The sequence below is a fragment of the Pantoea sp. X-Soil-ISGK-275 genome (assembly GCF_059730795.1).
Window position 1 is genome coordinate 2612983 of the sequence record NZ_AP035976.1, and the last position, 25023, is coordinate 2638005.

Genomic DNA, 25023 nt, shown 5'->3' on the forward strand with positions numbered 1-25023 from the left:
TTTCTGTTGCTTGAATCTGCAGCTAAAAAACATCGGGTTACACTGCATTTAACCCTTTCGTAACAAAAGAGGCGCATCCATGAAGCCCGCGATTTTGGTGGTCGATGATGATCGTGCAGTGTGCGAATTGCTGCACGATGTGTTGAATGAACATGTGTTTACCGTTTATTGCTGCCATCAGGGTAAAGATGCGCTGGCTCTGCTGGCGCTACATCCGGAAATTTCGCTGGTGATGCTGGATATGATGCTGCCAGACACCAACGGCTTGCTGGTGCTACAGCAAATGCAGCGGCAGCGTCCCGATCTGCTGGTGATCATGTTGACCGGCATGGGCTCGGAAGCGGATATGGTGGTGGGACTGGAGATGGGCGCGGATGATTACATCGCCAAGCCTTTCAACCCACGCGTGGTGGTGGCACGAGCGCGCGCTGCACTGCGTCGCTGCGGACGACTGGCGCAGCCGGAAGCGTTGCCGGATGAAGGCTGGCAATTTAACGGCTGGCGGCTGGACGATGCGCGCTGTCAGCTGTTCAATCCACAGCGCGAAAGCGTGCCGCTGACGCAAGGTGAATACACGCTACTGCGTGCGCTGGTGGCGCATGCGCGCAAAGTATTAACCCGCGATCAACTGCTCGAACTGACGCACAGCGAAAGCCTCGAGGTGTTTGATCGCACCATTGATGTGCTGATTATGCGGCTACGACGCAAGATCGAAAGCAACCCGCATCAACCGAGCCTGATCCGCACCATTCGCGGTCTCGGCTATGTTTTCTCCGCCGATGTGATGCGTCCTGCCTCTTCGGCGCGTGAAACGCAAATCGCCTGATCCATCCAGCGCTGCATCTCGGCTAATGGCCGCGTACCGTCCAGCGCGTTGGCGGCATGCAGATTAAAACAGGCGCAGGTGTGCGCCAGCTTCAGCGTTTCCGTCAGCGACCAGCCTTCGTGGCTGGCATAAAGCACACCGGCGCAAAACGCATCGCCCGCGCCAACGCTACCCACGATCTCTTCCGGCGCTAAACACCACGCGGGCTGCCAACGCCCTTCGCCTTCTGCTTGCTGGCCCCACGCCCCTTCCGGTGCGTGAATCACCACCCGCTGACGTACGCCTTGCTGCAGTAGCCAGGTCGCCGCCTCGGCAAACGCTGAAGGCGCGGCAAGCCCTTGCGGGGTGCGCAAACTGATGCCGGTGAGCGATTGCGCCTCCAGTTCGTTGATCACCAAATAATCGAGCCAGCGCAGCGCGGGCACCACCAGCGGGCGATATTCGCCCACGCGCGACACCAAATCGAGTGAGGTGAGATAGCCGCGCTGCTGCATCTGCGCCAGCAATCGTGCGCTGCGCGTGCCGTATTCCTCGTCCGGCACATCAAGGCTATCCAGCAGCAGCAAATAACCAAGATGGAATATGCGATGGGATGTGGAGACGTCGGCGAAATGCGCCAAATCGAGCTTGCCATTGGCACCGCGAGCATGGAAGAAGGTGCGCTGGCCGTCCGGCGTAGTCATCACCTGCGTCATCGCCGTGTTGATGCCTGCGGTGCGCTGCACAAACTGGCGGTCGATGTGATGATCGTCCAGCAGTTGCAGGATGAAGTCGCCGTCGCTGTCCTCGCCCACCATGCCGACGCCCGCCAGCGGCAAATTCAGCTGCATACGCGCCAGGGTAAACAGCACGTTGAGCGCCGCGCCGCCGCTGCACTTCTCGCTGTGCTGAATCTCCGTCAGCCAGCCCTGTTCCGGCCAGTGGCTGATGCGCTGCACGTGATCCACCAGCATGCTGCCGGCACCGATGATTCCGTTACGCACCATGCTGTCAGGCCCTCCCGGCGCTGCCGAACACCTGCATCTGCTGCGCCACCACGTTGGCGATGTCACGCTCCACGGCCATCAGCAATTCGGCAAAGGCGTCGTAGCGTGCATCGCGCTGAGTGATCTGCGCTTCAATCGCCCCGAGCGCCGCCTGCGACATGCCGGTGTAAAAGTTGATTTTATTGATGCCGAGGCTAACGGCGCGGCGGAAGTCCGCATCGCTAATGCCGGAACCGCCATGCAGCACCAGCGGAATGCCAGCGGTCGAGCGAATCGCTGCCAGCCGGTCAAAGTCGAGTTTGGGTTCGCCTTTGTATTTGCCGTGTGCATTGCCAATTGCTACCGCCAGACAATCAATGCCGGTGGCGTGCACAAAATCAGCGGCCTGCGCCGGATCGGTAAATTTATCGCTGTCGGCCTCGCCAAACAGCGCCCCGCCTTCATCGCCGCCCACCGCACCCAGTTCGGCTTCCACCGAAACGCCGAGCGCGTGGCACATCTTCACCACTTCGCGCGTCTGGCGGACGTTTTCCTCGTAGCTGAGCGTCGAGCCATCGAACATGACCGAGGTAAAGCCAAGACGAATCGCCTGCATCACCGCCTCAAAATGCAGGCCGTGATCGAGATGCAGCACCACCGGAATATCGTGCAGCGCCGCTTCGGTGCGCACGGCGGCGACCAGATGTTCGAGGTTGACATACTTAAAATGCACTTCGGCGATGCTAATGATAAATGGCGAGCGCTGCCGCTCAGCCGCCTGATAAAGCGCGCGCAGAAAATGGGTATCGAGGACGTTAAACGCGCCGAGCGCGTAGCCGTTCTGTTGCGCATGGGCCAAACCCTGCGCCAGGGAAATCAGTGCCATATCAGGCTCCTTTAGGCCAGCCAGCGGTGATATTCGTTACACAGCAGCCAGCGCGGTTCTTCATCTTCATCAAGCGGATTGAAGCGTGCCAGCGGGGTAAGAAACACGTTGTCGTGTTCGTCGTCGTTGGGCATTGAGACTTCGCCCACCAGTACATCGCCGTAACCCTCTTCACCCCAAAAGCTGTGCCAGATGCCCGGCAGCAAAGTGACGCTTTCGCCCGGCGATAAACGCAGCTGCGAACCGGCGGCGTGGGTTTGCCGAATGCCATCCAACGTGACGTTGACCGCCGTCTCGGCCAGCTGATTGCCTGCGCGGTTATGCAGCGTAACGATCAGATTGCCGCCGCCGCGATTGATAATGTCTTCCATCTTTTGCGGGTGATAATGCATCGGCGTGACCTGCCCTTCGCGCACGTGCATGATCTTTTCGGCGTAGGGTTTGGCCCACGGCTGGCCACCGCGCGAACCGTTGCGCAAAGTGAACAGGGTTAAACCGGTTTGATTGAAATCGTCAGCGCCGAAGCTGGTGACATCCCAGCCGAGGTGCAGCGCCAGCAGTTCATCGGCATCATGTTTATCGAGCGCGCGCCACTGGCTGAGGCCGTAATCGGCCCACGGCGGCAGATGCACATCCTGGCGCATAAAGAATTCGCGGGTACGTTGTAGGATCGCATTCACTTCAGAGCGTTGCATCGTCTCCTCCTTTACTCGCTGGCCCTCACCCCAGCCCTCTCCCGCAAGCGGGCGAGGGAGCTGACCGAGCAAACCTAACTATCCCCTCTCCCATTGATGGGAGAGGGTTAGGGTGAGGGAACCCGCAATTATTTCACCGTCCAGCCCTTGTAACTGCTAACGCTGTTACGATCGATCATCGTCACCGGAATCAGCACCGGCTTATCTGGCGCGGGTTTGCCCTGCAGGATGTCATAGCCGATCTCCACCGCTTTCGCCGCCATCACCTGCGGGTCTTGCGCAGGCGTGGCCACGAACAGCGAGCCTTTGCGTTTCAGCGCCTCTTCACCGTCTGGCGATCCATCGACGCCGACAATAAAGAACTCATTGCGCTGCGCCTGTTTCGCCGCCAGATCGGCACCAATCGCGGTTGGGTCGTTAATCGCGAACACCGCATCAATCTTCGGATTAGCCGACAGCAGGCCGGTCATCACTTCGAGGCCACCTTCACGGCTGCCTTTGGCGTTCTGGTTGTAGGAGAGCAACTTGATGTCCGGATGGGTTTTCAGCTCGTTCATGCAGCCTTCCACACGGTTCTGCACCGCAGAAACCGGCGGTCCGTTGATGATGACCACGTTGCCTTTGGCTTTCAGGCGATCGGAGATGTATTTACACGCCATGGCACCGGCGGCGGTGTTATCGGAGGTGATCGTGGCGTTAGCGCCGTCTGCCGCCACGTCGACTGCCACCACCACAATCCCGGCATCACGCGCACGTTTAACCGCGGGTGCGATGCCTTTGGAATCAGCGGCGTTGAGGATAATCATGTCCACTTTGGCGGCGATGAAGTTATCAATCTGCCCCACCTGCTGACCGAGATCGTAACCGCTGGAGACCAGCGTTACGTTGACCTTGTCACCCGCCAGCTCGCGCGCCTTGAGCTCCGCACCTTTGGTGATCTGCACGAAGAACGGGTTGGCGAGATCGCCGACGGTCACACCAATGGATTTCAGCTCTTTGGCCTGCACCAATGGCGCGCTCAGAAGCGTAGCCGCCAGCAGTCCGGTTAGAATCGGATTAAAACGCATAGTCGATGTTCTCCTGCTTTTTGGTTTTTATGATGGGTGCTTGCTGTCCCCCTCCTCGGTCCTCCCCCACAAGTGGGGGAGGAAGATGCTGCCATATGCTCGTACTGAAGCTGCATGTGGCTACGTCTCCTTCCCCCGCTTGCGGGGGAAGGCCGGGATGGGGGACAGCAAGCACGATATAACTCAACCCACATGATGCCGTGTCCGGTACTTATCGATTAACACCGCGATAATGATCACCGCGCCCTTAATCACTAACTGCCAGAAATAGGAGACGCCCATCAGCGTCATGCCGTTATTCAGCGTGGCGATAATCAGCGCGCCAATCAGCGTGCCGGTGATGGTGCCGATACCGCCGACAAAGCTTGTGCCGCCAAGGATCACCGCCGCTATCGCATCCAGCTCATAGCCGACGCCGAGGTTGCCGTTGGCGCTGTAGAGCCGCGAGGCGCTCATCAAGCCGGCCAGCCCCGACAGCAAACCGCTCATGGCGTAGACAAACAGCAGCACCACGCTGACTTTGATGCCGGTCAGGCGCGCCGCCTGTACGTTGCCGCCAACCGCATAAATGTGCACGCCTAAGGTGGTGCGACGCAGAATGAACCAGCACAGCGCGATGACGGCAAAGGCGATGATGATCAGCCACGGCACCGGCCCGAGATAGCCGTTGCCTATCCACTCAAAGTTGATGTCGGAGTTGATTACCGTGGTGCCGTTCGCCAGCAGATAAGCCGCGCCGCGCATCGCGGTGTAGGTGCCGAGCGTGACAATAAAGGGCGGTAGCCCTGCCCACGCCACCAGAATGCCGTTGAACAAGCCCATAATCAGCCCGGCACCTAACGCCGCTGGAATCGTCAGTGATGCAAACGCCGGATCGAGCGACACCACCATCGCCACTACCGCTGTGGTACCGAGCATCGATCCCACCGACAAATCGATGCCGCCGGTGAGAATGACAAAGGTCATGCCCGCCGCCAGCACGATGTTGATTGAGGCCTGACGCGTAATGTTGAGCAGATTGCCCTCGGTGAAGAAGTTCGGCGTGACAAAGCCAAATACCGCCACGATCAGGATCAGAATCGGCAAGATACCGACGGTTTGCAGCAGGTCACTCATTAACGCGCGCTTTAGGGTTGGGCTTTTTACGCGTGCGGATTCACTGGTCATTGCGCTCTCCTCAGGCCTGAACCGGCTGCGCGCCGGTGGCCAGTGTCATAATGTTTTCCTGGCTAATCTCTGCCCCACTCAACTCACCGGCGATGGCGCCTTCCCGCATCACATAGACGCGATCGCTCATGCCCACCACTTCCGGTAACTCACTGGAGATCATCAATATCGCCACGCCCTGCTGCGCCATCTGCTGCATCATGCGGTAGATTTCGCTCTTGGCGCCGACATCGACGCCGCGCGTCGGCTCATCGAGAATCAGAATGCGTGGCGCAATCGCCACCCAGCGTGAAATCAGCAGCTTCTGCTGATTGCCACCGGATAAGCCGCCCGCGCGCACCTGCGCATGCGGCACGCGGATGTTTAGCGCATCAATCGCCTCGCTGGCGATCTTCTGTCCTTTGCGCCGATTGAGCAGGCCGTAACTGGCGTCGCGCTCCAGCGTGGCCATCACAATGTTGTCCTGCGCCGCCAGTTCGAGGAACAAGCCCTGCTCTTTGCGGTTCTCGGTGAGAAACCCGATGCCGCGCGCAATCGCGTCGCGCGGCGAGTGAATTTGCACTTTTTCCCCGTCGATCCAGATCTCGCCGCCGCTCGGTTGATGCACGCCAAAAATCAACTGTGCCAGTTCGCTGCGCCCGGCGCCGACCAGGCCCGCCAGACCGACGATCTCACCGGCCCGCACCGACAGGCTGCTGGGATGCACTTTGTGTTTGTCGCACAGGTGATTGACGGCGAGACGGATGTCGCCGAGCGGAATGTTGCGGTCTTTGTTGAACAGATCGCTGAGCGGACGCCCGACCATCATGCGCACCAGCTCGCTGGCATTAAGCTGCTCGCGCGTCAGGCTGCCGACGTACTGTCCGTCGCGCAGCACGCTAACGCGATCCGACAGCTCATACACCTCCGCCATGCGATGGCTGATGTAGATGATCGCCATCCCTTCGCTGCGCAGACGTTTTATCAGCGCAAACAGCTGCTCGGTTTCACGGTTCGAGAGTGCGGCAGTCGGCTCATCCATCACCAGAATGCGGCTGTTGCGATGCAGCGCGCGGGCGATTTCCACCTGCTGCTGCTCGGCAATGCTCAGGCGACTAACCAGATCGGTGGCGCTGAACTGTGCGCCCAAACGATCAATCACTCGCTGCGCCTCTTCCGCCATCTGGCGACGCTTCACCAGACCCGCGCGGGTGATTTCACTGCCGAGAAAGATGTTCTCCGCCACCGTCAGATTCGGTGCCAGATTGATCTCCTGATAAATCAGGGTAATGCCCGCCGCCAACGCCTCTTTTGGGCCTTTAATGGTGTACGGCTGGCCGTCGATAAGGATTTCCCCGCTGCTGGCGGTATAAGCACCGGCCAGAATTTTCATCAATGTACTTTTGCCTGCGCCGTTTTCGCCCATCAGCGCATGCACTTCACCGGGCCAGACCGTGAGATCGACGCCTTTCAGCGCATAGAAGTTGCCGAAGCGTCGGGTGATCGCGCGCATTTCTAATATCGGTGCTGTCGCCATTACGAGGCTCCTGCTGGCAAAGGTTGCAGCGAGTAAAGCCTCCTTAGATAAATGGAAAATGTCAGCGGCCATTCATATTTGTCATATTTCGCCCCGATCGCGCTTCTATACTCGCCAGCAGTTGAGCGGTAAGGAGTGGCAGCCATGAGTCACAGTCTGCACTGGCACGCGGGCGCACGCAGTCGCCTGCTGCTGTTTAATCTGCTGGTGATGTCGGTGACGCTGGCGGTGAGTCTGGTGGCTATTTTTGGATTTCGCCACGCAGGTCACATTCAGGAACAGGCGCAGGCGCAAACGCTGGCCGATATGAACGGCAGCCTGGCGCTGGCGCGCGATACCGCCAATGTGGCGATCGCCGCGGTGCGTTTATCGCAGGTGGTCGGCGCGCTGGAGTATCAGAGCGAATCGGCGCGCCTGCAGCAAACGCAGCAGGAGCTGCAACGGTCGCTGAGCTTGCTGGCGAATGCGCCACTGGCGTCGCAACAGCCGCAGCTGCTGACGCGCATCCGCGAACGCAGCCAGATGCTGGAACAGACCATCAACCAATTGCTGCGCGCCGGACATCAGCGCCATCTGCAGCGCAACGTCATGCTCAGCGGGCTGTGGCAATCGCAGCTATTACTCAATCGCATTGACCTGCTAACACGCACCGATTCCCCATCCACCGCGCTGCGCCAGCAAACCCACAGCTTATTCAGCGTGGCGATTCAATCCAGCGCGCCGCAGGCCGCAGTGCAGCAGCTGCAATCGGTGCTCAGTCAGTGGCGGGCGTTAAGGCTCAACGGCGTGCTGAATACGCAAGTACAGCGGCTGATCGCCACCAGCAATGATTTGCAGCCGGTGGCGCAGCAACTGGAACAGAGTGATATCGCCATCGCCTACGCCACTTATCGCATCAAAGCGCTGGTGGCGATGCTCAACGACGACATCACCCATTACGTGCAGCTGGTGGCGCAGCAGAGCGACGCCCGCAGCGCTGTAACCCATGAAGAGCTGGATTCGATCATCGGCTTTATCGGCCTGTTTATGCTGCTGGCGCTGCTGATCACCGGTTACGCCGGTTACTACATCTACCGCAATCTCGGTTCGAGTCTCACCGCCATCGCGCACGCCATGACCCGGCTGGCGCAGGGGGAAAAGAGCGTCAACGTGCCGGGTCTGGCGCGGCGCGATGAGCTGGGCGATCTGGCGCGCGCCTTCAACGTGTTTGCGCGCAACACCGCGTCGCTGGCGCACACCTCGCGCCTGCTGAAAGAGAAAAGCAACCAGCTGGAATCCACCTTCCTCGCCATGCGCGACGGCTTTGCGCTGTTTGATAACAGCGGCCAGCTGGTGGTGTGGAATGCGCAATATGCCGAGCTGCTGGGCATTGCGCCGCGCGAACTGCATCGCGGCTTGCACTATCAACAGCTTTTAAAACGCGTCGATGTTGAGCTCAATGGCTTAGCCGATGCGCAGGAAGTGCGGCTGGCGGATGGACGCACGCTGGAGCTGCGTTTCAGCCCGGTGCCACGGCGCGGCATGGTGAATACCGTGCTGGAGCGCACCACGCGCAAGGCGCTGGAAGAGGCGCTGCTGCACAGCCAGAAGATGAAAGCGGTTGGACAGCTCACCGGCGGACTGGCGCACGACTTCAATAATCTGCTGGCGGTGATCATCGGCAGCCTGGCGTTAACCGTCGATCAGCTGCCGCCCGGCACGCTCGCCAGCCGTATCGATCGTGCACGTCAGGCTGCCGACCGCGCGGCGCAGCTGACGCAGCGTTTGCTGGCGTTCTCGCGCAAACAGGCGCTCTATCCGCGCGCGGTGTCGGTGGTGGAACTGGTGGATAATCTGCATTCGCTGCTGCAACACGCACTTTTGCCCGGCCAGCAGCTGGTGATCGATGCGCAACGTCCCGGCTGGCCAGCGTGGATCGATGCCGGACAGCTGGAGAATGCGCTGATCAATTTGGTGGTCAACGCGCGCGATGCGATGACGCAGCAGAGCGGCGAAATCCGCCTGCGTATCTGGAATCAGCGTAAACAGGAAGCCGACGGCAAGCGCGATCGCGTCACCATTGAAGTAATCGATCACGGCTGCGGCATGTCGGCCGAGGTGCGCGAACAGGTGTTCGAGCCGTTCTTCACCACCAAAGCGATCGGCAGCGGCAGCGGTTTGGGCTTATCGATGGTGTATGGCTTTGTGCGTCAATCCGGCGGCCAGATCGAGCTGGAAACCGCGCCGGGGCAAGGCACCACCGTGCGGCTGTTATTGCCGCGCGCGCCCGAAGCGGCACAGCCGCTCAACGTGCCGCCGCCGCTGGTGCCGCAGGCCAGCAACGATCGGCTGGTGTTGGTGCTGGATGATGAACCGACGGTGCGACAAACGCTGTGCGAACATCTGCATCAGCTGGGTTATCTGACGCTGGAGTGTGGCGACGGCGAAAGCGCGCTGACGCTGCTGCGCCAGACGCCGGATATCGATCTGTTAATCAGTGATTTGATGCTGCCGGGCGGCATCAACGGCGCGGATGTGATTCGCCAGGCGCAGGCGCAGTGGCCACATCTGGCGACGGTGTTGATCAGCGGTCAGGATCTGCGCCAGACGCAGGTGACGCTGCCGCTGTGTGAGCGGCTGGCGAAACCCTGGCATCAGGCGCAGCTGGTGCAGGCGCTGGAGCGCGCCTGGCAGCGCAGTGAACGGCTTAGTCGCGCGCGGCAGGCTGCCACAACGGCACCCCTTTCCCCGTGATGTAACGTTTACGCAGCTTGCTGGAGACCATGTCCATGATCATCACCACCGCCACCAGAATCAGGGTCAGGAACATCACCACATCCCAGTTCCACAAGCGCATGTTCTCGGCATACACTAGACCCACGCCACCCGCGCCAACAAAGCCCAGCACCGCTGCGGAGCGGGTGTTGGACTCTATCTGATACAGGCTGAGCGCGAGGAAGGTCGGGAACGACTGGGTGAATATGCCGTAGCGATGCTTTTGCAGGCTGTTCGCGCCGACCGCGCTGAGGCCGCGACTCGGTGAACGCTCCACCGCTTCGTGCCCTTCGGCATAGAGTTTGCCGAGCAAGCCGACATCCTGCATCACAATCGCCAGCACGCCAGCCAGCGGTCCCATGCCGACGGCGCGCACAAAGATCAGCCCCCAAATCGCCATGTCGATGCCGCGCAGCACATCCAGCACGCGGCGTACCACCAGTGAAATCGGTCGCGTAACCGGATCGTGCATGACGTTTCGCGCCGCCAGGAACGAGACCGGCAAGGCAATTAAAGATGCGGTTAGCGTGCCGGAGAACACAATCGCCAGCGTAATCCCGACCTGCGTGAAGTAGTAACCAAACGGCCAGTTGAGGAAATCCTGCCAGACAAACATGCGCAGGAAATAGCGGCTGAGCTGCTGGCAGCCAATCAGAAATCGGCTCCACTCAATGCCAAAGAACTCGAAGAAGAACAGGTAATAGAGCGCGATGGCAAGCGCCACCAGCGCAACGCGGCGCAGATAGCGGTTTTGCGCGGCAAACAGGGCGGCATGCTCCTGCTTGAGTTTGGCGACATCCGGCGCTAAGGCGATCATGCTGTGTCTCCTTCCACTACGCGGCGACGCAGCCAGCCGGACAGCGTATCCAGCAGCGACACCACCACAATGATCAGCAACAGCGTGATACTGACCTGATCGTAACGATCGAGTTTGATATTGGTCATCAGCTCTTGTCCGATACCGCCCGCGCCGACCAATCCGAGAATGGTTGAGGAGCGGAAGTTGATTTCCAGACGCATAAAGCTGTAGGAGAGAAACGTCGGTTTGACCTGCGGCCAGAAGGCAAAGCGCATGCGCTGCAGTTTGCTGGCACCGCACGCCGCAAGTCCGCGCACCGGTTTATCCGAGGCGCTCTCAATCGCTTCGTAAAACAGCTTGGTCAGGCTGCCGACAGTGTGCAGCGCCAGCGCGAGGAAGCCGGGAATAGCGCCAATGCCGAACGCCATCACGAACATCACCGCCCACGCCAGTTCCGGCATGGTACGCAGGAAGGCGACAAAGGCGCGGATCGCCACGCGCAGGCTGCGCGGCGTTTGCGTGTTGTCGGCGGCGAAGAACGCCAGCACGCCCGCCACGGCCACCGCCACGATGGTGGACGACAGCGCCAGCTGCAAAGTTTCCCAGATCAGCGGCAGCTGGAAGTGTAAGCGATAGCCCCAATAGGCCAGCGATCCCTCGGTTTTGCCGTCGGCGAACAGCAGTGAAAGATGCAGCACCGGCATAGTTTCGCCGATGTAGTCAAAAAAGTGTGGCAGCGACTGCCAGACGGTGAGCAGGTTAAATTCCGCCATCTTGCCCGCGGCCAGATAGAGCGCCAGCAACAGCAGCGACCACAGCAGCGAGTCGCGCTTTTGCTGGCGGCGGATGCGTTGGTAGTAGTGTTCGAAATCGGTCAAGGGGGGATTCCTGTTGGTTGGGGACTGGAGTGTGCTCGCTGTCCCCCTCCTCGGTCCTCCCCCATTAATGGGGGAGGAAGATGCTGCAAAATGCGATTTTGGGAGTTGCATGTGGCAGCATCTCCTTCCCCCACTTGTGGGGGAAGGCCGGGATGGGGGACAGCGAGCACCCCACCTAAATTAACCGCGCGTACCCTTCATCAAATCACGCTTCATATCGATGATGTTCTGATAATCCGCCACGGTCGCTGGACCGATGTGCTGGGCACCGCCAACCGCTTTAACAAAGCAGCCGTGATCTTCTTTATCCAGTTTCTTGATGGTGGCCACCACCTTCGCTTTGAAGTCAGCGGGCAGATTGTTGCTCACCAGAATCGGACCGTTCGGGATCAGCGGCGACTGCCAGATGATGCGGATCTGCTTCATCAGGTCAGGATGATCCATGCGAATCAAACGGCCAAAGGCACCCGAGGTATAACCGGTTTCACGGTCGCCAATCAGTGACGTCCAGGTCACCGCGCCGTCGAACTGACCGTTCAGCACGCCGAGGATGTCCTGCTCGTGGCCGCCGGAGAAGGTGACGCTGGAGAAGGTGTTGTTGTACTTATCGTCCACCGTGCCGCCGAACTCTTTCTTGAACGCCTGGTTCGGCATCAGGAAGCCCGAGGTTGAATCGGGATCGGCCATGCCGAACGATTTGCCTTTCAGGTCTTCCAGCTTTTTGTATGGGCTGTCAGCCTTAACGATCACCACTGAGTGATAACCCTGAGACCCGTCTTTGTCGTCCACCACGATGCCCACCACATCCACCGCTTTCGGGTTTTGCAGGTAAACCGAGGCATACGAAGCCGGCGACATGCTCAGCACCAGATCGATTTTGTTACCCAGCAAGCCCTGAATCACGCCTGAATAGTCAGACGAGTTGCGCAGTTTGGTATCCACCTGCAACTCTTTGTCGAAGAAATCTTTCACACACTGGTTGTCACCAATCTGCTGCGTGGCGTTCTGGCCGCCAAGAATCCCGAGGTTCAACTCTTTTGGTGCATCCGCTGCGTTTGCGCCAAATGCCATCGCAATAGTCAGTAAAGCTAAAGAAGTCAGTTTCATTCTTAGGTTTTCTCTTGCTGTGGGAGTTAGTGGAGCTGGTTAATTTCGTCGCCGTACAGCTCATGCATCAGGCCGTCGGTCAACTGGGAAGGATGTCCATCGAACAGGATTTTGCCGCGCTGAATGCCGATCACGCGGGTGCAGTAGCTTTTAACCAGTTCGATGGAGTGCAGGTTTACCATCACGCTGATGCCCTGCTCGCTCACCTGACGCAGCACATCCATGATGCGTTTGGTGTTTTTCGGATCGAGTGACGCCACCGGTTCATCCGCCAGCAAAATGCGCGGGTTCTGCATCAGCGCCCGACAAATCGCCACACGCTGCATCTGGCCGCCGGAGAGGTTTTCCGCACGCTGCAGCGCCTGCGGCAGCATGTTCATCCACTGCAGCAGTTCGATAGCGCGAGCGCGGTCGGTTTCGGAGAAGACCTTGAAGAACGATTTCAGCGTCGAGGTCTGGCTCAAACGACCGAGCAGTACGTTGGTCAGCACATCGAGGCGTGGCACCAGACAGAAGTCCTGGAAGATCATGCCGCATTCGGTGCGCCACTCGCGCATCTGGCGGCTATTCAGCGTCACCACATCGCGATCCACTTCGCCGTGGCGATTGCTGAGGATGGCGCCCTGCGACGCACTGATGGTGCCGTTCAGCATGTGTAACAGTGTCGATTTGCCTGCGCCTGAGCGGCCAATCACCGCCACCAACTCGCCCGCATGCAGATCGAAGCTGACGTTATCCAGCACCTGATTGGCGCCGTAGGTTTTGCACAATCCCTGCACCGACAACACCTTGTTGCCCTGCCCTGTAACATGCGGGTAAGGATTGTCGACCACGGTTTTCAGTAATGCCTGTGCCATGTTGCACTCCATCTCTTCTGAGGTGTTGATTGCCCGCTATTACGGGCAAAGCGGATGAAAGCTTGATGACAGTAAAATGATTAAACAGTGACAGCATCCGCCGCCGCCGTAGGGTCGCCATTTATGGTGACCTCATTACACCGATGCACCAGGTCGCCATGAATGGCGACCCTACGGGGCAATGAGCTGGCGTAGATGCTCGAGCGTGTCGCTTAACGCACCATCGTTATTCAGCGCATGACAATGCGCGGGCAGCGGTTCGGCGGCGCGCGCCAGCCGTCTTTCGATCTCCGCTTCCGACTCGCGCCCACGCTGTCGCAATCGCGTCTCCAGCACCGCTGGCGAAACCTGCAACACCAGCGGCAGCAGCTGCGTGCCGTAATGCTGCTGCACAATCGGCAGATGCAGGCGTGAACCGTTAACCAGCACGTTCAGCCCGCGCGCCAGCCACAGATCGATCTCCTCGCCCAGCCCGTAATGCATGCCGTGCGCCTGCCAGCTCACGGCGAACAACCCCAGCGCCTCGCGCCGTCGGAATTCCGCCTCGCTCAGCGCCACATGGTTCTCGCCGCCCGCATCGGCGGCGCGCGTGATGTAGCGATGGGCGATCAGCAGATTCTCCGGCGGCGCTTCCCGCAGCGCGTTCAGCAGGCTGTCTTTTCCCGAGCCCGAAGGCCCGGTAAGCCAGATCAGGCGCGCCATCAGAACACCTGCTTGCCTTGCGACCAGACGTGACGAATGTGCGAATGACCATGTTCGGTATGCGCCAGCACCAGATCGGCACGCAGCCCTTCGGCGATGCGGCCGCGATCGTGCAGGCCAATCGCCCGCGCCGGATTTCTGGTCACCAGCGCAGCCGCCTGCGGCAGCGTCAGCGTGTTGCGCTCATCGGCCACCAGGCGGAACACCGCATCCAGCAAGCTGGCGGGATAGTAGTCGGAGGAGAGAATATCCAGCAGGCCGTGGCTGGCGAGGTCCGCCGCCGCCACGTTGCCGGAGTGCGAACCGCCGCGCACGATGTTGGGCGCGCCCATCAGCACCTGCATGCCGCATTCACGCGAGGCGCGTGCCGCCTCCAGCGTGGTGGGGAATTCAGCGATGGCGCTGCCGACGTCATGAGATTCCGCCACGTGCGCCGCCGTAGCGTCGTCGTGGCTGGCGAGCGGAATACCGCGCGAACGGCACAAACTGGAGATGGCGTTGCGATTCGGCGTGGAGAACTCGGCGGCCAGCGCCAGCTGCTCACGCTCAAACTGATCCATCTGCTCGTCGTTGAGCTGATATTTGCCTTGATAATAGGTGCGATACATCTCCAGCGAGGCGTACTGACGCTGACCCGGCGAGTGATCCATCAGTGACACCAGCGACAGTTCTGGCGTGTTCATCAGCTTTTCAAACAGTGGCAGCGTGGTGTGATGCGGCAGCTCACAGCGCAGATGCAAATGGTGATCGGCGCGATTAATACCTTTGCGATTGCTGTCCTGAATCGCCTCAATCATCTTGTTGAGGTTTTCAATGCGATGCCCGCCATCGCGCACGTCGCCGACGCCAATTGCATCCAGCACCGTGGTGATGCCGCTGGCGACCATCAGCGCATCGTGGCTGCTCATCGCCGAGTGCGCCGGCCAATCCACTTTTGGGCGTGGCGTGAAGAACTTGTCGAGATTATCGGTGTGCAGCTCCACCAAACCCGGCAGCAGGAAGGCGTTTTCGCCATCCAGCGCGCCCGGCAATTGGCTGACGCTGTCGCTAAAGCTGGCGATGCACCCGTCGCGAATCTCCAGTGAACCCGGCACTACGGCCTGCTCCAGCACCAGCCGGACGTTATTAATGATCATGCTTCTGCTCCTGCTTTCATTGGCTGCATGACGTGCAGGCGATCGGCTACGCGTTCGCGCACCGCTTCGTCATGGAAAATACCGACAATGGCGGCACCGCGGGCGCGCGCCTGTTCAATCAGTTCCACTACGGCGGCGCTGTTGGCGCTGTCGAGCGAGGCGGTTGGCTCATCCAGCAGCAGCACCGGATAGTCGGCGATAAAACCGCGCGCGATGTTGACGCGCTGCTGCTCGCCGCCCGAGAAGGTGGACGGCGCCAGCGACCACAAACGCTCCGGCACGTTAAGGCGCGTCAGCAGCTCTTTGGCGCGCTTCTCGCAGAAGGCGCGCTCGGTGCCACGCTCCAGCAGCGGCTGCATGACGATCTCCAGCGTCGGCACGCGAGGAATGACGCGCAAAAACTGGCTGACCCAGCCGACGGTGTGACAGCGAATCGCCAGAATCTGCCGCGCGGGGGCGTTGGCCATGTCGATCCATTCGCCCTGATGTTGCAGCCAGATGTGGCCGCTGTTGGCCTGATAGTTGCCGTACAGCGCACGCAGCAGCGTGGATTTTCCGCTGCCGGAGCGGCCATGCAGCACCACGCATTCGCCGCCGCTGACTTCAAGATTGGCGTCCTGCAATACCGGCAGCGCAGCGCTGCTTTGGTTGTGCAGCACAAAGGTTTTGCTCAGATGCTCGACGCGCAGTAAAGGTTGCATAGTGATGTCCTGATGGTTTTGGAGAAGGTCGCCATAAATGGCGCCCCTACGACGTGCCATATGTAGGGTCGCCATTTATGGCGACCTTGTTCATCTCAACTCAGCACCGATGAAACCAGCAGCTGGGTATAGGGATGATGCGGATCGTCCAGCACCCGATCGGTCAACCCGCTCTCCACCACGCGGCCCTGCTTCATCACCAGCAGGCGATGTGCCAGCAACCGCGCCACGCCGAGATCGTGCGTCACAATCACCACCGCCAGGTTCAGCTCGCGCACCAGCGTGCGCAGCAGATCCAGCAGGCGCGCCTGCACTGATACATCCAGCCCGCCGGTCGGTTCATCCATAAACACCAGCGTTGGCTGCGTCACCAGGTTGCGCGCAATCTGTAAACGCTGCTGCATGCCGCCCGAGAACGTGGTGGGCAGATCGTCGATGCGATTGGCGGGGATCTCCACATCCTGTAGCCAGCGCATCGCCTCTTTGCGGATATCGCCGTAATGACGCTGACCTATCGCCATCAGGCGCTCGCCGATATTGCCGCCCGCTGTCACCTGCGGACGCAAACCGTCGAGCGGATGCTGATGCACCACGCCCCATTCGGTACGCAGCAAGCGGCGGCGATCGCTCTCGCTCAGCTGATAGAGATCCTGGGCGCGATAGAGAATGTTGCCGTGCTGCGGCGCCAGGCGTGCCGACAGGCTGCGCAGCAAGGTGGTTTTACCGGATCCGGATTCCCCCACGATGCCTAGCACTTCGCCGGGATAGAGCTCAAAACTCACCTCTTCAAAGCCTTTACCGGGCGCATAAAGGTGGGTGAGATTGTTGACCGCAAGCAGCGGTTGTTCACTGTGCATGCTGTTGTTCCTGCTGCTGGTGGCAAAAATCGGTATCGGAGCAGACAAACATGCGCGTACCGGCGTCATCCATCACCACCTCGTCGAGGTAGCTGTGGCGCGAACCGCACAGCGCACAGGGTTCTTCCCACTGCTGCACGCTGAACGGGTGATCGTCGAAGTCGAGGCTTTCTACTTTGGTGTACGGCGGCAGCGCATAGATGCGTTTTTCCCGCCCGGCACCAAACAGCTGCAGCGCCGGCATCATGTGCATCTTCGGGTTGTCGAATTTGGGGATTGGCGACGGATCCATCACGTAGCGATCGTTGACCTTCACCGGATAAGCGTAAGTGGTGGCGATGTGGCCGTAGCGGGCGATATCTTCATACAGTTTTACCTGCATGATGCCGTACTCCTCCAGCGCGTGCATGGTGCGGGTTTCGGTCTCGCGCGGCTCGATAAAGCGCAGCGGCTCGGGGATTGGCACCTGGAAAATCAGGATCTGGTCTTCCTCGAGCGGCGTTTCCGGAATGCGGTGACGCGTCTGGATCAGCGTGGCGTCACGGGTCGCTTCGGTGGTGCCCGCGCCGCTGACGCGCTGGAAGAAGCGGCGAATCGATACCGCATTGGTGGTGTCATCCGCGCCCTGATCGATCACCTTGAGCACATCGGCATCGCCAATGATGCTGGCGGTGATCTGAATGCCGCCGGTGCCCCAGCCGTACGGCATCGGCATTTCGCGTCCGGCAAACGGCACCTGATAACCGGGAATCGCCACCGCTTTCAATATGGCGCGGCGGATGGTGCGTTTGGTCTGCTCATCCAGATAACCGTTGTTGTAGCCGGTTAACTCACTCATGGTTCTGCTCCTGATGCTGTTGGCGCAGCCGTTTCAGCAGCTCAAGCTCCGCCTGGAAATCGACGTAGTGCGGCAGTTTCAGATGCGAGACAAAGCCCGCCGCTTCCACGTTGTCGGCATGCGACAGCACAAACTCTTCGTCCTGCGCCGGACCGGCAATGCGTTCGTTGTACTCAGACGCCTGCAACGCGCGATCCACCAGCGCCATCGCCATCGCTTTGCGTTCGGAGCGACCAAACACCAGGCCGTAACCGCGCGTAAAGTGCGGTGCGCTGTCAGTTTCGGTGGTGAAGCCGTTGACCATCTCGCATTCGGTCAGCAGGATTTCGCCAATCTCAATTTCAAAGCCCAGCTCTTCCGGGCAGATGGCGACGCTGAGATAGCCGGTACGAATTTCGCCCGCGAACGGATGGTTGCGACCGTAGCCGCGCTGCGTCGAGTAGCCCAGCGCCAGCAAGAAACCTTCGTCGCCGCGCACCAGCTGTTGCAGGCGTGCGGCACGCGTGGCCGGATAACCCGGCGGTTCGCGGGTGATGTCGCACGGCTCGCTGCCGTCATCCTCTTCGCGTGCTGCTAATCCTTCTGCGGTCATCATGCTGAACACGTGCGGACAGCGCTCGGGCAGCGCCTGATGGTCACTCGGTGCGGCAGGCGTTTCGCAGTTTGCCAGCAGCGTGAAATCGAGCAGACGATGGCTGTAATCGTAGGTTGGACCGAGAACCTGGCCGCCCGGCAGATCTTTGTAGACGGCGGAGATACGGCGTTCGAGGCGCATCTCCTCTGTTTTTAGCGCCAGGCTGTCGGCGAGGCGCGGCAGCGTGGTGCGATAGGCGCGCAGCAGGAAGATCGCTTCGACCAAATCACCGCTCGCCTGTTTAATCGCTAAGGCCGCCAGCTGCGGATCGTAGATGCCGCCTTCGGTCATCACGCGATCAACGGCTAAACCCAGCTGTTGCGCGACCTGATCGCAGCCCAGTTCGGCGACGTCGCGATCGCCACGGCGCAGATCGGCCTGCAGCTCATGGGCGCTGGCAATCGCCTTTTCGCCCCCTTTCACCGCAACGTACATCAGCACACCTCCACGTCGGTGGTGCGTGGCAGCGCCATCATCGCTTCACCGCAGGTGAAAATCAGATCCACGCCCTGTGGGAACGGATGCGGACGCTCGCGCAGATAATGCAGAATCGCTTCCGGCAGCTGCGGCGCAATGGCGCGCGATTCACGTAAGCCGGGACCGGAAAGGCGCAGCGTTAAACCGCCGCTCAGTGACGGCACTTCCACAATCAGCGTGGTGCTTTTTTCCGGGGACAGATTGTCGCCAGAGGCGAACAGCGCCGGATCGGGATTGGCCGCGGCGTGCGTCAGCGCAAAGGGGGCATCGCGCTCATCGACAATCGGCACGCCGGTATGGAAACGCAGGTTGCTGCGCACCACGTCGTTATCAATGCGATTATCCAGCCACAATGCGCTCTCCTGATCGACCAGCGTCAGCAGCACCGCTGTAGCCGCCGGCGAAAGATCGCCCCAGCCCTGTTGCAGCGGCAGCGACACCATCACGCCCGGCTCGCTCATCGCTTTGAGAATGCGGCGAAAGGCACGTTGGGCATCAGCCACCGGATGGTTAAAACTTGCCAGTAAAGTCATCAGTTATCTCCGCGAACCAGCGTAAAGAAATCCACTTTGGAGCTGGCGATTTCACGCGCGCGCAGCTGACGCTGCTCTTCACGCAGTGCCGCCAGCGGGGCAATCAATTTTTCCTGCAACAGCGCCTGGGTTTCCGGCTGTTGCAGCAGCGCATCAATCAGCGCGCAGCGTTCAGCGTGCGCTTTGTCGCGCCCCAGCACGTAGCTAAAGCCGAGCGTGCCGTCGTGCAGTTTCACTACCGCGCGCGTTACCGTGGCATCGCCCATCACGAAGCGCTTGCCGCTGCCGCCCATACGCGCCTGCAAACGGGTTAAGCCGGTTTCTGCCGGACGGATACGTTCAAAATCCGCGTTGAGGCGTAACGGCTGCCAGTGCGCCTCGAGCTGGTTGGCATCGCTGTGCGCCAGCACCGAGAGCCAATGCTGGCGGGCTGTTTGCTGTGTCATTCGTGCTCCAGAGTCAGTTCAATCATGTCGCCACGCGTCAGGCTGACGGAGTATTCCGCTACCTGACCGTCGCGGTGTTTATTCAGGGTGCGTACGCACAGCAGCGGCGACTGCAGCGCAATCTCCAGCTGCTTGCACTCTTTGGCCTGCGCGCGACGGGTGCTGATGCGGGTTTGGCTACGCGTCAGGCTCAGGCCGAGCTGCTGCTGCATAAAATCGTGCAGCGAACCGCTGTGGAACTGTTGCAACGCCGGCCACCAGCTGAGTTCCGCCAGGAAGTGATTGATGACGCACACCGCCACGCCATTGACGCGGCGCAGCGTGCGCAAGTGAATGACGTTGTCGCCTTCATTTACGCCCAGCGCGCTGGCCACATCGCTGCTCGCCGGACGCAGCACCGCCAGCAGACGTTCGCTGGTGGGATGGCTGCCCTGCTCCATCAGGTTCTGGCTGAAGCGGGCTTGCGCATGCAGCGGATAATCGTAAGGACGCATCAGCACTAAAATGCCGACGCCGTGACGCCGTTGCAGCAGGCCTTTATTGACCAGCTCGTCAACCGCGCGGCGCAAAGTGTGACGATTCACTTCGTAGTGATCGGCCAGCTGCTGCTCGGAAGGCAGATAGTCGCCGCAGCGATAGCGCTCCTGCAGCGCCTGCTCCAGTTGGGCAGCAACGGCCTGATACACAGTGGTCGGATGTCTGGATATCTCCATCACGCTCAATACCTCATTCGCATTGGTTGAGGAACGCAGCGGGCTTGCTGCGGGATGGCGATTACATTGCGCATGTCAGATGACAGCGCCGTGACGGCTCAATGACGGGCGGATGAATTTGTTTTAGGGCAGCAGAATCGCAGCGAAACGGCAGCGGTTTTAATAAATTATTTTTAACTGTTCTGTTTGTGACAGTGTTCAAAAATTTACCGCTTATTTACATCACGATTTCAACAGCCTGACAGAATACAGCCTGTGGATGTTCTGCTAAGTTAAAAGATGAACCCTTCTTGTCAGGCCTACCTTGAAATGATTAACGCAATAAAACTATCGGATGGTTTTCGCCGCAACTTTGTTCGTGAAGTAATTTTGCCGCTGATGGCGATTTTGCTACTGACCTTTGTCGGCGCGGGCGTGGGTCTGTTCTGGGGAACATCATTAACCAATACCGAAGCGCGCGATCAGCAACAGCGCATGATCGAGGCTTCGTTCACCCAGAGCCTGACGGAACATCTACGCCAATTGCGCAGCCTGACGCGCTGGTCACCGCTGGCCGATCAGCTGGCGTCGCCGCATCCCGACCAAAGCTGGCTGACACAAAATGTCGGCGGCTGGCTGTATGACATGTTTGATCACCAGCTGGTGGTGCTGCTGGATCGTGATAACCAGCTGATCAACGTGTGGCGCAACGGCCAGCCGGTGCCGGACAAACGCATCGGTCCTTATTTGCAGGACATGCTGAACAGCCCGCTGGTGCAAAACAGCGATGTGGTGGCGGGCCCAACCGATCACGCCGATTTCGTGCGCATCGGCCAACGCGCTGCCGCGCTGGCGGTGGGCGATATCAGCAGCACCAAACAGGCCGGTCGCTATCGTCTGGTGAGCATTAAGTTTCTCGATGCTGGCTATCTGCGCAACCTTTCCGATCGCAGCCAACTGCGCCAGCTGCACTTCAGCGACAGCGAACCGGCCGGAGAAACCAAAGCGCGCTTTCTGCTGAATTCACAACAGGGCGATCCGGTCGGCTATCTCAGCTGGAATCCGGATAAACCGGGCGCGCAGATGATGCGCACTATTGGCCCTTCTACTTTGTTGTCGGTGCTGCTGATTACTCTGCTGTGTTTGGTGATGGTGCGGCGCATCTGGACCTCGTCACTTAAGCTTTCGCAGTCGCTGCTGAAACTCGGTGCCAGTGAAGCGCAGGCGCAGCATCTGGCCTTTCATGATGTGTTAACCGGTTTGCCGAATCGTTCACTGGTGGAAGATCGCTTAACCCAGGCACTGGCGGTAGGCGGACGCCACGATCAGCGCGTGGCGCTGCTGCTGCTGGATCTCGATCGCTTCAAAAATATCAATGATACCTACGGCCATCACGCTGGCGATGAACTGATTATTGAGGTGGCGCGTCGACTCAACGAGATTGTGCGCGCCAGCGATACCGTGGGGCGCATCGGCGGCGACGAGTTCATTATTGTGATGCCGGATGTGGAGAATATTGGTCAGGTGCAATCGCTGGCGAAACGCATTATCAGCCGCCTGAGCGAACCGTATCAGCTGGTCGGTAGCGAGCTGTGGATTGGCGTGAGCGTCGGTCTGGCGCTGGCACCGAAGGATGGCATTGATCGAATGGAGCTGATGCGTAAAGCGGACATCGCGCTGTATGACGCCAAGAATCACGGGCGCGGTCAGTATCGCCAGTTTGAGAAAGTGATGGATGAATCGCTGCGCACTCGCCAGCAGATGGCGGCGGATTTGCGTCAGGCGCTGGTGAAATTTGAAGGATTAGCGGTGTGGTATCAGCCGTTGATGGATATCAGCGGCCAGCATGTGGTGGGATTGGAAGCGCTGTTGCGCTGGCATCACGCCATGCGCGGCGACGTTTCGCCCGGTGATTTCATCGCCATCGCCGAAGAGACCGGCATGATCATTCCGCTCGGCGAATGGGTGCTGCGCGAAGCCTGCAAAACCGCGCTGAAGCTGCCGGATATTGTGGTGGCGGTGAACGTCTCGCCGGTGCAGTTCCGCGCGGTGAATTTTGTCGAGCGCATCATCCATATCGTGCAGGAAGAAGGCGCCGATCCGAAACGTATGGAGCTGGAGATCACCGAAGGCGTGCTGATTGAGGATGAACACGAGGCGCGCAACAGTATCATCGCGCTGCGCGAAGCCGGTTTCCGCATTGCATTGGATGATTTTGGTACCGGCTATTCGAGCCTTAATTACCTCAGCACCTTCCCGGTGGACAAGATCAAAATCGACCGATCCTTTACCCAGTCGCTGGGCGTGGCGCAAAACTCGACCGCGATTGTTGAATCGGTGGTGCGGCTGGGCCACGCGATGGGATTGACGGTGACCGCCGAAGGGGTGGAAACCGAAGGCCAGAAAAACGCGCTGGCCGATGCGGGCTGCAATCAGCTGCAAGGGTATTTGTTTAGCCACGCGGTGCCGTTTAGTGAGATTGAGAAGATGATGTGAGTGACATCTCCGTAGGGTCGCCATTTATGGCGACCGGGTTAAACCTTCACACCGAATAACGCGCTCTGAGGTCCGCGAAAACGACATCCATCGGCACATCACTGTCTGCGGCTACCGCCGTAAACACCTGCTGCTTAAGGAAGTGACGCCAGCTCACCGGCGCGGCGGCCAAAAATGCCGTCAGCACGCGATAGCGCTCCGGCGTCCAAACCGCTTCAAACGCAGTACGCGCCGCTCCATGATCGAAATGCTGCGCCGCCGAAGATAGCATCTCAGCCCGCAGCCGCGCGGTTTCGCCCTCATCAATCTCACCATCGCGCAGCGCCACGCCGTAGCTGTCACGCGCCACCTGCTCAGAGACAAACCCACAGCGCACATCCTCCAACACGAGCTGCACATCGCGCTCCACCGGCAAACCGTAACCACCCGCGCCAGGTCCGCGCACTTCGACGATATCGCCCGGCTGGCAGTGAATGACATCGGTGTTGCCGTGCTCTATTGTGGTGCCGTTACGCAGCGTGCGGAAGTGCGAAAGGCCGCCACATTCGCCGCCCAGCACGCCCGCCGAGGCGAACACCGAACGGTTGCGGTTGCGCGCCGTCACTGTGGTATTTGGTGCAAAAACTTCAAACGCCATCTCGGTGGCTAAACCACCGCGAAAACGCCCGGCTCCGGCGCTGTCGGCGGCTAAGCCGTAGCGATGAAAATGGATTGGCACTTCCGCTTCATTAATCTCAATCGGCGTGTTTTTCAGGAACGCCGATAACCCGCCCGATCCGTCCGGGCCATCGTGGCGGGGCGTGCCACCTGCCCCGCCGCCGACTGGGCCGAGCGAGGCCACCACGCTGCGGTTGGCGCTGTCGGTGGTGCGGATGTTCATGATCGAGTTGCCGCCCGGCGAATTGGCCGGTAAGCGATCGGGGATCGCCTGCGAAAATACGCCGAGCGTGGCGATTTGCGACAGCGCGCAAGTCAGCGAGCGCATGCCGACCGCCGCCGGGGCTTCGCAGTTCATCACCGTGCCCGGCGGCAGAATGGCGCGCGTTGGCCGCAAAGTGCCGGCGTTGAGCAGCAGGTTACGATCCAGCGTCGACAGCACATACGTCACGCCAACCAGCGCCAGCGGATGACGCTCGCGTCCGCCGGTTGGCATGTTCAGCGACGAAGCCAGCTGCGGATCGCTGCCGGTGTAATCCAGCTCCAGCGTGTCGCCGCTGACGCGCAAGGTGATCGCCACGCGGCACGGGAAGCCGCCTTCACCATCTTCGTCGGCAAAATCGGCGTAGAAGTATTCACCATCCGGAATGGTGTTGATGATGCTACGCGCCTGCGCCTCGGCGTAATCGAGAATGCCTTCAATGCCTTGCAGAAAATCGGTGACGCCAAAGCGCGCAATGATGTCGTGGATCTTACGTTCACCGACGTTAACCGAGGCGATCTGAGCTTTGAAGTCGCCCCAGTTCTGCTCCGGCGCGCGCACGTTGAGGCGCATGATGCGCGCCACTTCCTCATTCAGCTCGCCATTGCGCACGATTTTCAGCGGCGGAATGCGAATCCCTTCCTGCACGATATCGGTGAGCGAGCGCGATAAAGACGCGGGCACTGCGCCGCCGACGTCGGTGTTGTGGATGTGTCCCACCACAAAGCAGACAATTTCGCCCTCATGAAACACCGGTTTCCAGATATGGATATCCGGCGAGTGCGTGGCGACGTTACCGGCGTAGGAATCGTTAGTGATGCAGATATCACCTTCTTCGTAGCTGTCGATCAATGCCAAAACCGGGCCGTAATCAATTCCGCTGTACCAGGGCGCGCCGAAGCTGCGCGGTGAAGCAAACGCCAGGCCGTCGCGGCTGACAATCTGGCAGGAAAAATCTTCCGTCTCTTTGACGAAAGTGGAGTGCGCGGTGCGCATCAAGGTGAAGGCCATCGCATCGGCGGCGGCCGCGCAGTAGTTGGCCAGAATTTGCAGGTTACGTCCGTCAATCGCCATG

General features: G+C 59.8%; 23 protein-coding genes. 3 read left to right on the top strand and 20 right to left on the bottom strand.

Going from position 1 to position 25023, the window contains the following annotated elements; all coding sequences use genetic code 11:
- Positions 1–79 precede the first annotated feature (79 nt).
- Entirely contained in the window at positions 80–826 is a 747-nt protein-coding gene (locus AC6I8A_RS12290; protein ID WP_061717630.1) for a response regulator, read from the top strand.
- Here the strand turns inward: AC6I8A_RS12290 and AC6I8A_RS12295 are convergent.
- From AC6I8A_RS12295 to AC6I8A_RS12320, 6 genes are all read right to left on the bottom strand, one after another.
- Positions 763–1812, bottom strand: a complete 1050-nt coding sequence (locus AC6I8A_RS12295) for a carbohydrate kinase family protein (protein ID WP_256696771.1) — start codon at positions 1810–1812, stop codon at positions 763–765. The genes AC6I8A_RS12290 and AC6I8A_RS12295 overlap by 64 nt on opposite strands.
- Positions 1813–1816: 4 nt before the next feature.
- Complete coding sequence (locus AC6I8A_RS12300) at positions 1817–2677, bottom strand: ketose 1,6-bisphosphate aldolase (protein ID WP_256696772.1); 861 nt, start codon at positions 2675–2677, stop codon at positions 1817–1819.
- 11 nt (positions 2678–2688) lie between these two features.
- Entirely contained in the window at positions 2689–3372 is a 684-nt protein-coding gene (locus tag AC6I8A_RS12305) for a D-lyxose/D-mannose isomerase (RefSeq protein ID WP_061717633.1), read from the bottom strand.
- Between the two features lie 128 nt (positions 3373–3500).
- A complete protein-coding gene (locus AC6I8A_RS12310) occupies positions 3501–4439 on the bottom strand; it encodes an ABC transporter substrate-binding protein (RefSeq protein WP_008105486.1) in 939 nt (312 codons plus the stop codon).
- Positions 4440–4622: 183 nt separating this feature from the next.
- Entirely contained in the window at positions 4623–5606 is a 984-nt protein-coding gene (locus AC6I8A_RS12315; RefSeq protein WP_008105488.1) for an ABC transporter permease subunit, read from the bottom strand.
- 10 nt (positions 5607–5616) lie between these two features.
- Positions 5617–7122, bottom strand: coding sequence for a sugar ABC transporter ATP-binding protein (locus tag AC6I8A_RS12320; RefSeq protein ID WP_256696773.1), 1506 nt, complete (start codon positions 7120–7122; stop codon positions 5617–5619).
- Positions 7123–7266: 144 nt separating this feature from the next.
- On the opposite strand from AC6I8A_RS12320, the gene AC6I8A_RS12325 reads away from it, so the two are divergent.
- Positions 7267–9855: an ATP-binding protein gene (locus AC6I8A_RS12325; RefSeq protein ID WP_256696774.1), complete on the top strand. Its 2589-nt coding sequence runs from the start codon at positions 7267–7269 to the stop codon at positions 9853–9855.
- Here AC6I8A_RS12325 and phnE (AC6I8A_RS12330) read toward each other — a convergent pair.
- The 13 genes from phnE (AC6I8A_RS12330) to phnF form a co-directional block, all read right to left on the bottom strand.
- Complete coding sequence (gene phnE, locus AC6I8A_RS12330) at positions 9809–10693, bottom strand: phosphonate ABC transporter, permease protein PhnE (protein WP_154181652.1); 885 nt, start codon at positions 10691–10693, stop codon at positions 9809–9811. The two genes, AC6I8A_RS12325 and phnE (AC6I8A_RS12330), sit on opposite strands and share 47 nt — an antisense overlap.
- Positions 10690–11553, bottom strand: a complete 864-nt coding sequence (phnE, locus tag AC6I8A_RS12335; RefSeq protein ID WP_256696775.1) for a phosphonate ABC transporter, permease protein PhnE — start codon at positions 11551–11553, stop codon at positions 10690–10692. Before phnE (AC6I8A_RS12335) ends, phnE (AC6I8A_RS12330) begins: the two co-directional genes overlap by 4 nt.
- A gap of 180 nt (positions 11554–11733) precedes the next feature.
- Positions 11734–12660 (bottom strand): phosphonate ABC transporter substrate-binding protein, encoded by a 927-nt coding sequence (phnD, locus tag AC6I8A_RS12340; protein ID WP_256696776.1) that lies wholly within the window; start codon positions 12658–12660, stop codon positions 11734–11736.
- Between the two features lie 26 nt (positions 12661–12686).
- Positions 12687–13517 carry a phosphonate ABC transporter ATP-binding protein gene (gene phnC / locus AC6I8A_RS12345; RefSeq protein ID WP_061717640.1) on the bottom strand — a complete coding sequence of 277 codons (831 nt, stop codon included), beginning with the start codon at positions 13515–13517 and terminating at the stop codon, positions 12687–12689.
- Positions 13518–13688: 171 nt separating this feature from the next.
- Positions 13689–14219 (bottom strand): ribose 1,5-bisphosphokinase, encoded by a 531-nt coding sequence (gene phnN, locus AC6I8A_RS12350; protein ID WP_256696777.1) that lies wholly within the window; start codon positions 14217–14219, stop codon positions 13689–13691.
- On the bottom strand, positions 14219–15355 hold the full coding sequence (gene phnM / locus AC6I8A_RS12355; protein WP_256696778.1) for an alpha-D-ribose 1-methylphosphonate 5-triphosphate diphosphatase: 1137 nt from the start codon (positions 15353–15355) through the stop codon (positions 14219–14221). Before phnM ends, phnN begins: the two co-directional genes overlap by 1 nt.
- Entirely contained in the window at positions 15352–16056 is a 705-nt protein-coding gene (phnL, locus tag AC6I8A_RS12360; protein WP_008105503.1) for a phosphonate C-P lyase system protein PhnL, read from the bottom strand. Before phnL ends, phnM begins: the two co-directional genes overlap by 4 nt.
- A 95-nt stretch (positions 16057–16151) precedes the next feature.
- Positions 16152–16913 carry a phosphonate C-P lyase system protein PhnK gene (phnK, locus tag AC6I8A_RS12365; RefSeq protein ID WP_256696779.1) on the bottom strand — a complete coding sequence of 254 codons (762 nt, stop codon included), beginning with the start codon at positions 16911–16913 and terminating at the stop codon, positions 16152–16154.
- Positions 16903–17751, bottom strand: a complete 849-nt coding sequence (locus AC6I8A_RS12370; RefSeq protein WP_256696780.1) for an alpha-D-ribose 1-methylphosphonate 5-phosphate C-P-lyase PhnJ — start codon at positions 17749–17751, stop codon at positions 16903–16905. The genes phnK and AC6I8A_RS12370 overlap by 11 nt, the downstream gene beginning before the upstream one ends.
- Positions 17744–18820, bottom strand: coding sequence for a carbon-phosphorus lyase complex subunit (locus AC6I8A_RS12375; RefSeq protein WP_497818571.1), 1077 nt, complete (start codon positions 18818–18820; stop codon positions 17744–17746). Before AC6I8A_RS12375 ends, AC6I8A_RS12370 begins: the two co-directional genes overlap by 8 nt.
- Entirely contained in the window at positions 18820–19395 is a 576-nt protein-coding gene (gene phnH, locus AC6I8A_RS12380) for a phosphonate C-P lyase system protein PhnH (protein ID WP_497818572.1), read from the bottom strand. Before phnH ends, AC6I8A_RS12375 begins: the two co-directional genes overlap by 1 nt.
- Entirely contained in the window at positions 19395–19841 is a 447-nt protein-coding gene (phnG, locus tag AC6I8A_RS12385) for a phosphonate C-P lyase system protein PhnG (protein ID WP_008105514.1), read from the bottom strand. The genes phnH and phnG overlap by 1 nt, the downstream gene beginning before the upstream one ends.
- Positions 19838–20554 (bottom strand): phosphonate metabolism transcriptional regulator PhnF, encoded by a 717-nt coding sequence (gene phnF / locus AC6I8A_RS12390; protein ID WP_256696784.1) that lies wholly within the window; start codon positions 20552–20554, stop codon positions 19838–19840. Before phnF ends, phnG begins: the two co-directional genes overlap by 4 nt.
- 309 nt (positions 20555–20863) lie before the next feature.
- Here phnF and AC6I8A_RS12395 point away from each other — a divergent pair, with 309 nt between their 5' ends.
- Positions 20864–23029 carry a bifunctional diguanylate cyclase/phosphodiesterase gene (locus AC6I8A_RS12395; protein ID WP_497818573.1) on the top strand — a complete coding sequence of 722 codons (2166 nt, stop codon included), beginning with the start codon at positions 20864–20866 and terminating at the stop codon, positions 23027–23029.
- A 46-nt stretch (positions 23030–23075) separates the two neighbouring features.
- Here AC6I8A_RS12395 and AC6I8A_RS12400 read toward each other — a convergent pair whose 3' ends face one another.
- Positions 23076–25022 (bottom strand): hydantoinase B/oxoprolinase family protein, encoded by a 1947-nt coding sequence (locus AC6I8A_RS12400; protein WP_497818574.1) that lies wholly within the window; start codon positions 25020–25022, stop codon positions 23076–23078.
- Between the last annotated feature and the right edge of the window lies 1 nt (position 25023).

Bases quoted from the DNA above. Each gene is read 5' to 3' on its own strand.
- phnK (WP_256696779.1), bottom strand. From the start codon at position 16,913: ATGCACAGTGAACAACCGCTGCTTGCGGTCAACAATCTCACCCACCTT.
- phnG (WP_008105514.1), bottom strand. From the start codon at position 19,841: ATGACACAGCAAACAGCCCGCCAGCATTGGCTCTCGGTGCTGGCGCAC.
- phnC (WP_061717640.1), bottom strand. From the start codon at position 13,517: ATGGCACAGGCATTACTGAAAACCGTGGTCGACAATCCTTACCCGCAT.
- AC6I8A_RS12310 (WP_008105486.1), bottom strand. From the start codon at position 4,439: ATGCGTTTTAATCCGATTCTAACCGGACTGCTGGCGGCTACGCTTCTG.
- AC6I8A_RS12325 (WP_256696774.1), top strand. From the start codon at position 7,267: ATGAGTCACAGTCTGCACTGGCACGCGGGCGCACGCAGTCGCCTGCTG.
- phnD (WP_256696776.1), bottom strand. From the start codon at position 12,660: ATGAAACTGACTTCTTTAGCTTTACTGACTATTGCGATGGCATTTGGC.
- AC6I8A_RS12400 (WP_497818574.1), bottom strand. From the start codon at position 25,022: ATGGCGATTGACGGACGTAACCTGCAAATTCTGGCCAACTACTGCGCG.
- AC6I8A_RS12320 (WP_256696773.1), bottom strand. From the start codon at position 7,122: ATGGCGACAGCACCGATATTAGAAATGCGCGCGATCACCCGACGCTTC.
- phnM (WP_256696778.1), bottom strand. From the start codon at position 15,355: ATGATCATTAATAACGTCCGGCTGGTGCTGGAGCAGGCCGTAGTGCCG.
- AC6I8A_RS12290 (WP_061717630.1), top strand. From the start codon at position 80: ATGAAGCCCGCGATTTTGGTGGTCGATGATGATCGTGCAGTGTGCGAA.
- AC6I8A_RS12375 (WP_497818571.1), bottom strand. From the start codon at position 18,820: ATGTACGTTGCGGTGAAAGGGGGCGAAAAGGCGATTGCCAGCGCCCAT.
- AC6I8A_RS12300 (WP_256696772.1), bottom strand. From the start codon at position 2,677: ATGGCACTGATTTCCCTGGCGCAGGGTTTGGCCCATGCGCAACAGAAC.
- phnE (WP_154181652.1), bottom strand. From the start codon at position 10,693: ATGATCGCCTTAGCGCCGGATGTCGCCAAACTCAAGCAGGAGCATGCC.
- AC6I8A_RS12370 (WP_256696780.1), bottom strand. From the start codon at position 17,751: ATGAGTGAGTTAACCGGCTACAACAACGGTTATCTGGATGAGCAGACC.
- AC6I8A_RS12315 (WP_008105488.1), bottom strand. From the start codon at position 5,606: ATGACCAGTGAATCCGCACGCGTAAAAAGCCCAACCCTAAAGCGCGCG.
- AC6I8A_RS12395 (WP_497818573.1), top strand. From the start codon at position 20,864: ATGATTAACGCAATAAAACTATCGGATGGTTTTCGCCGCAACTTTGTT.
- phnH (WP_497818572.1), bottom strand. From the start codon at position 19,395: ATGACTTTACTGGCAAGTTTTAACCATCCGGTGGCTGATGCCCAACGT.
- phnF (WP_256696784.1), bottom strand. From the start codon at position 20,554: ATGGAGATATCCAGACATCCGACCACTGTGTATCAGGCCGTTGCTGCC.
- phnN (WP_256696777.1), bottom strand. From the start codon at position 14,219: ATGGCGCGCCTGATCTGGCTTACCGGGCCTTCGGGCTCGGGAAAAGAC.
- phnL (WP_008105503.1), bottom strand. From the start codon at position 16,056: ATGCAACCTTTACTGCGCGTCGAGCATCTGAGCAAAACCTTTGTGCTG.
- AC6I8A_RS12305 (WP_061717633.1), bottom strand. From the start codon at position 3,372: ATGCAACGCTCTGAAGTGAATGCGATCCTACAACGTACCCGCGAATTC.
- AC6I8A_RS12295 (WP_256696771.1), bottom strand. From the start codon at position 1,812: ATGGTGCGTAACGGAATCATCGGTGCCGGCAGCATGCTGGTGGATCAC.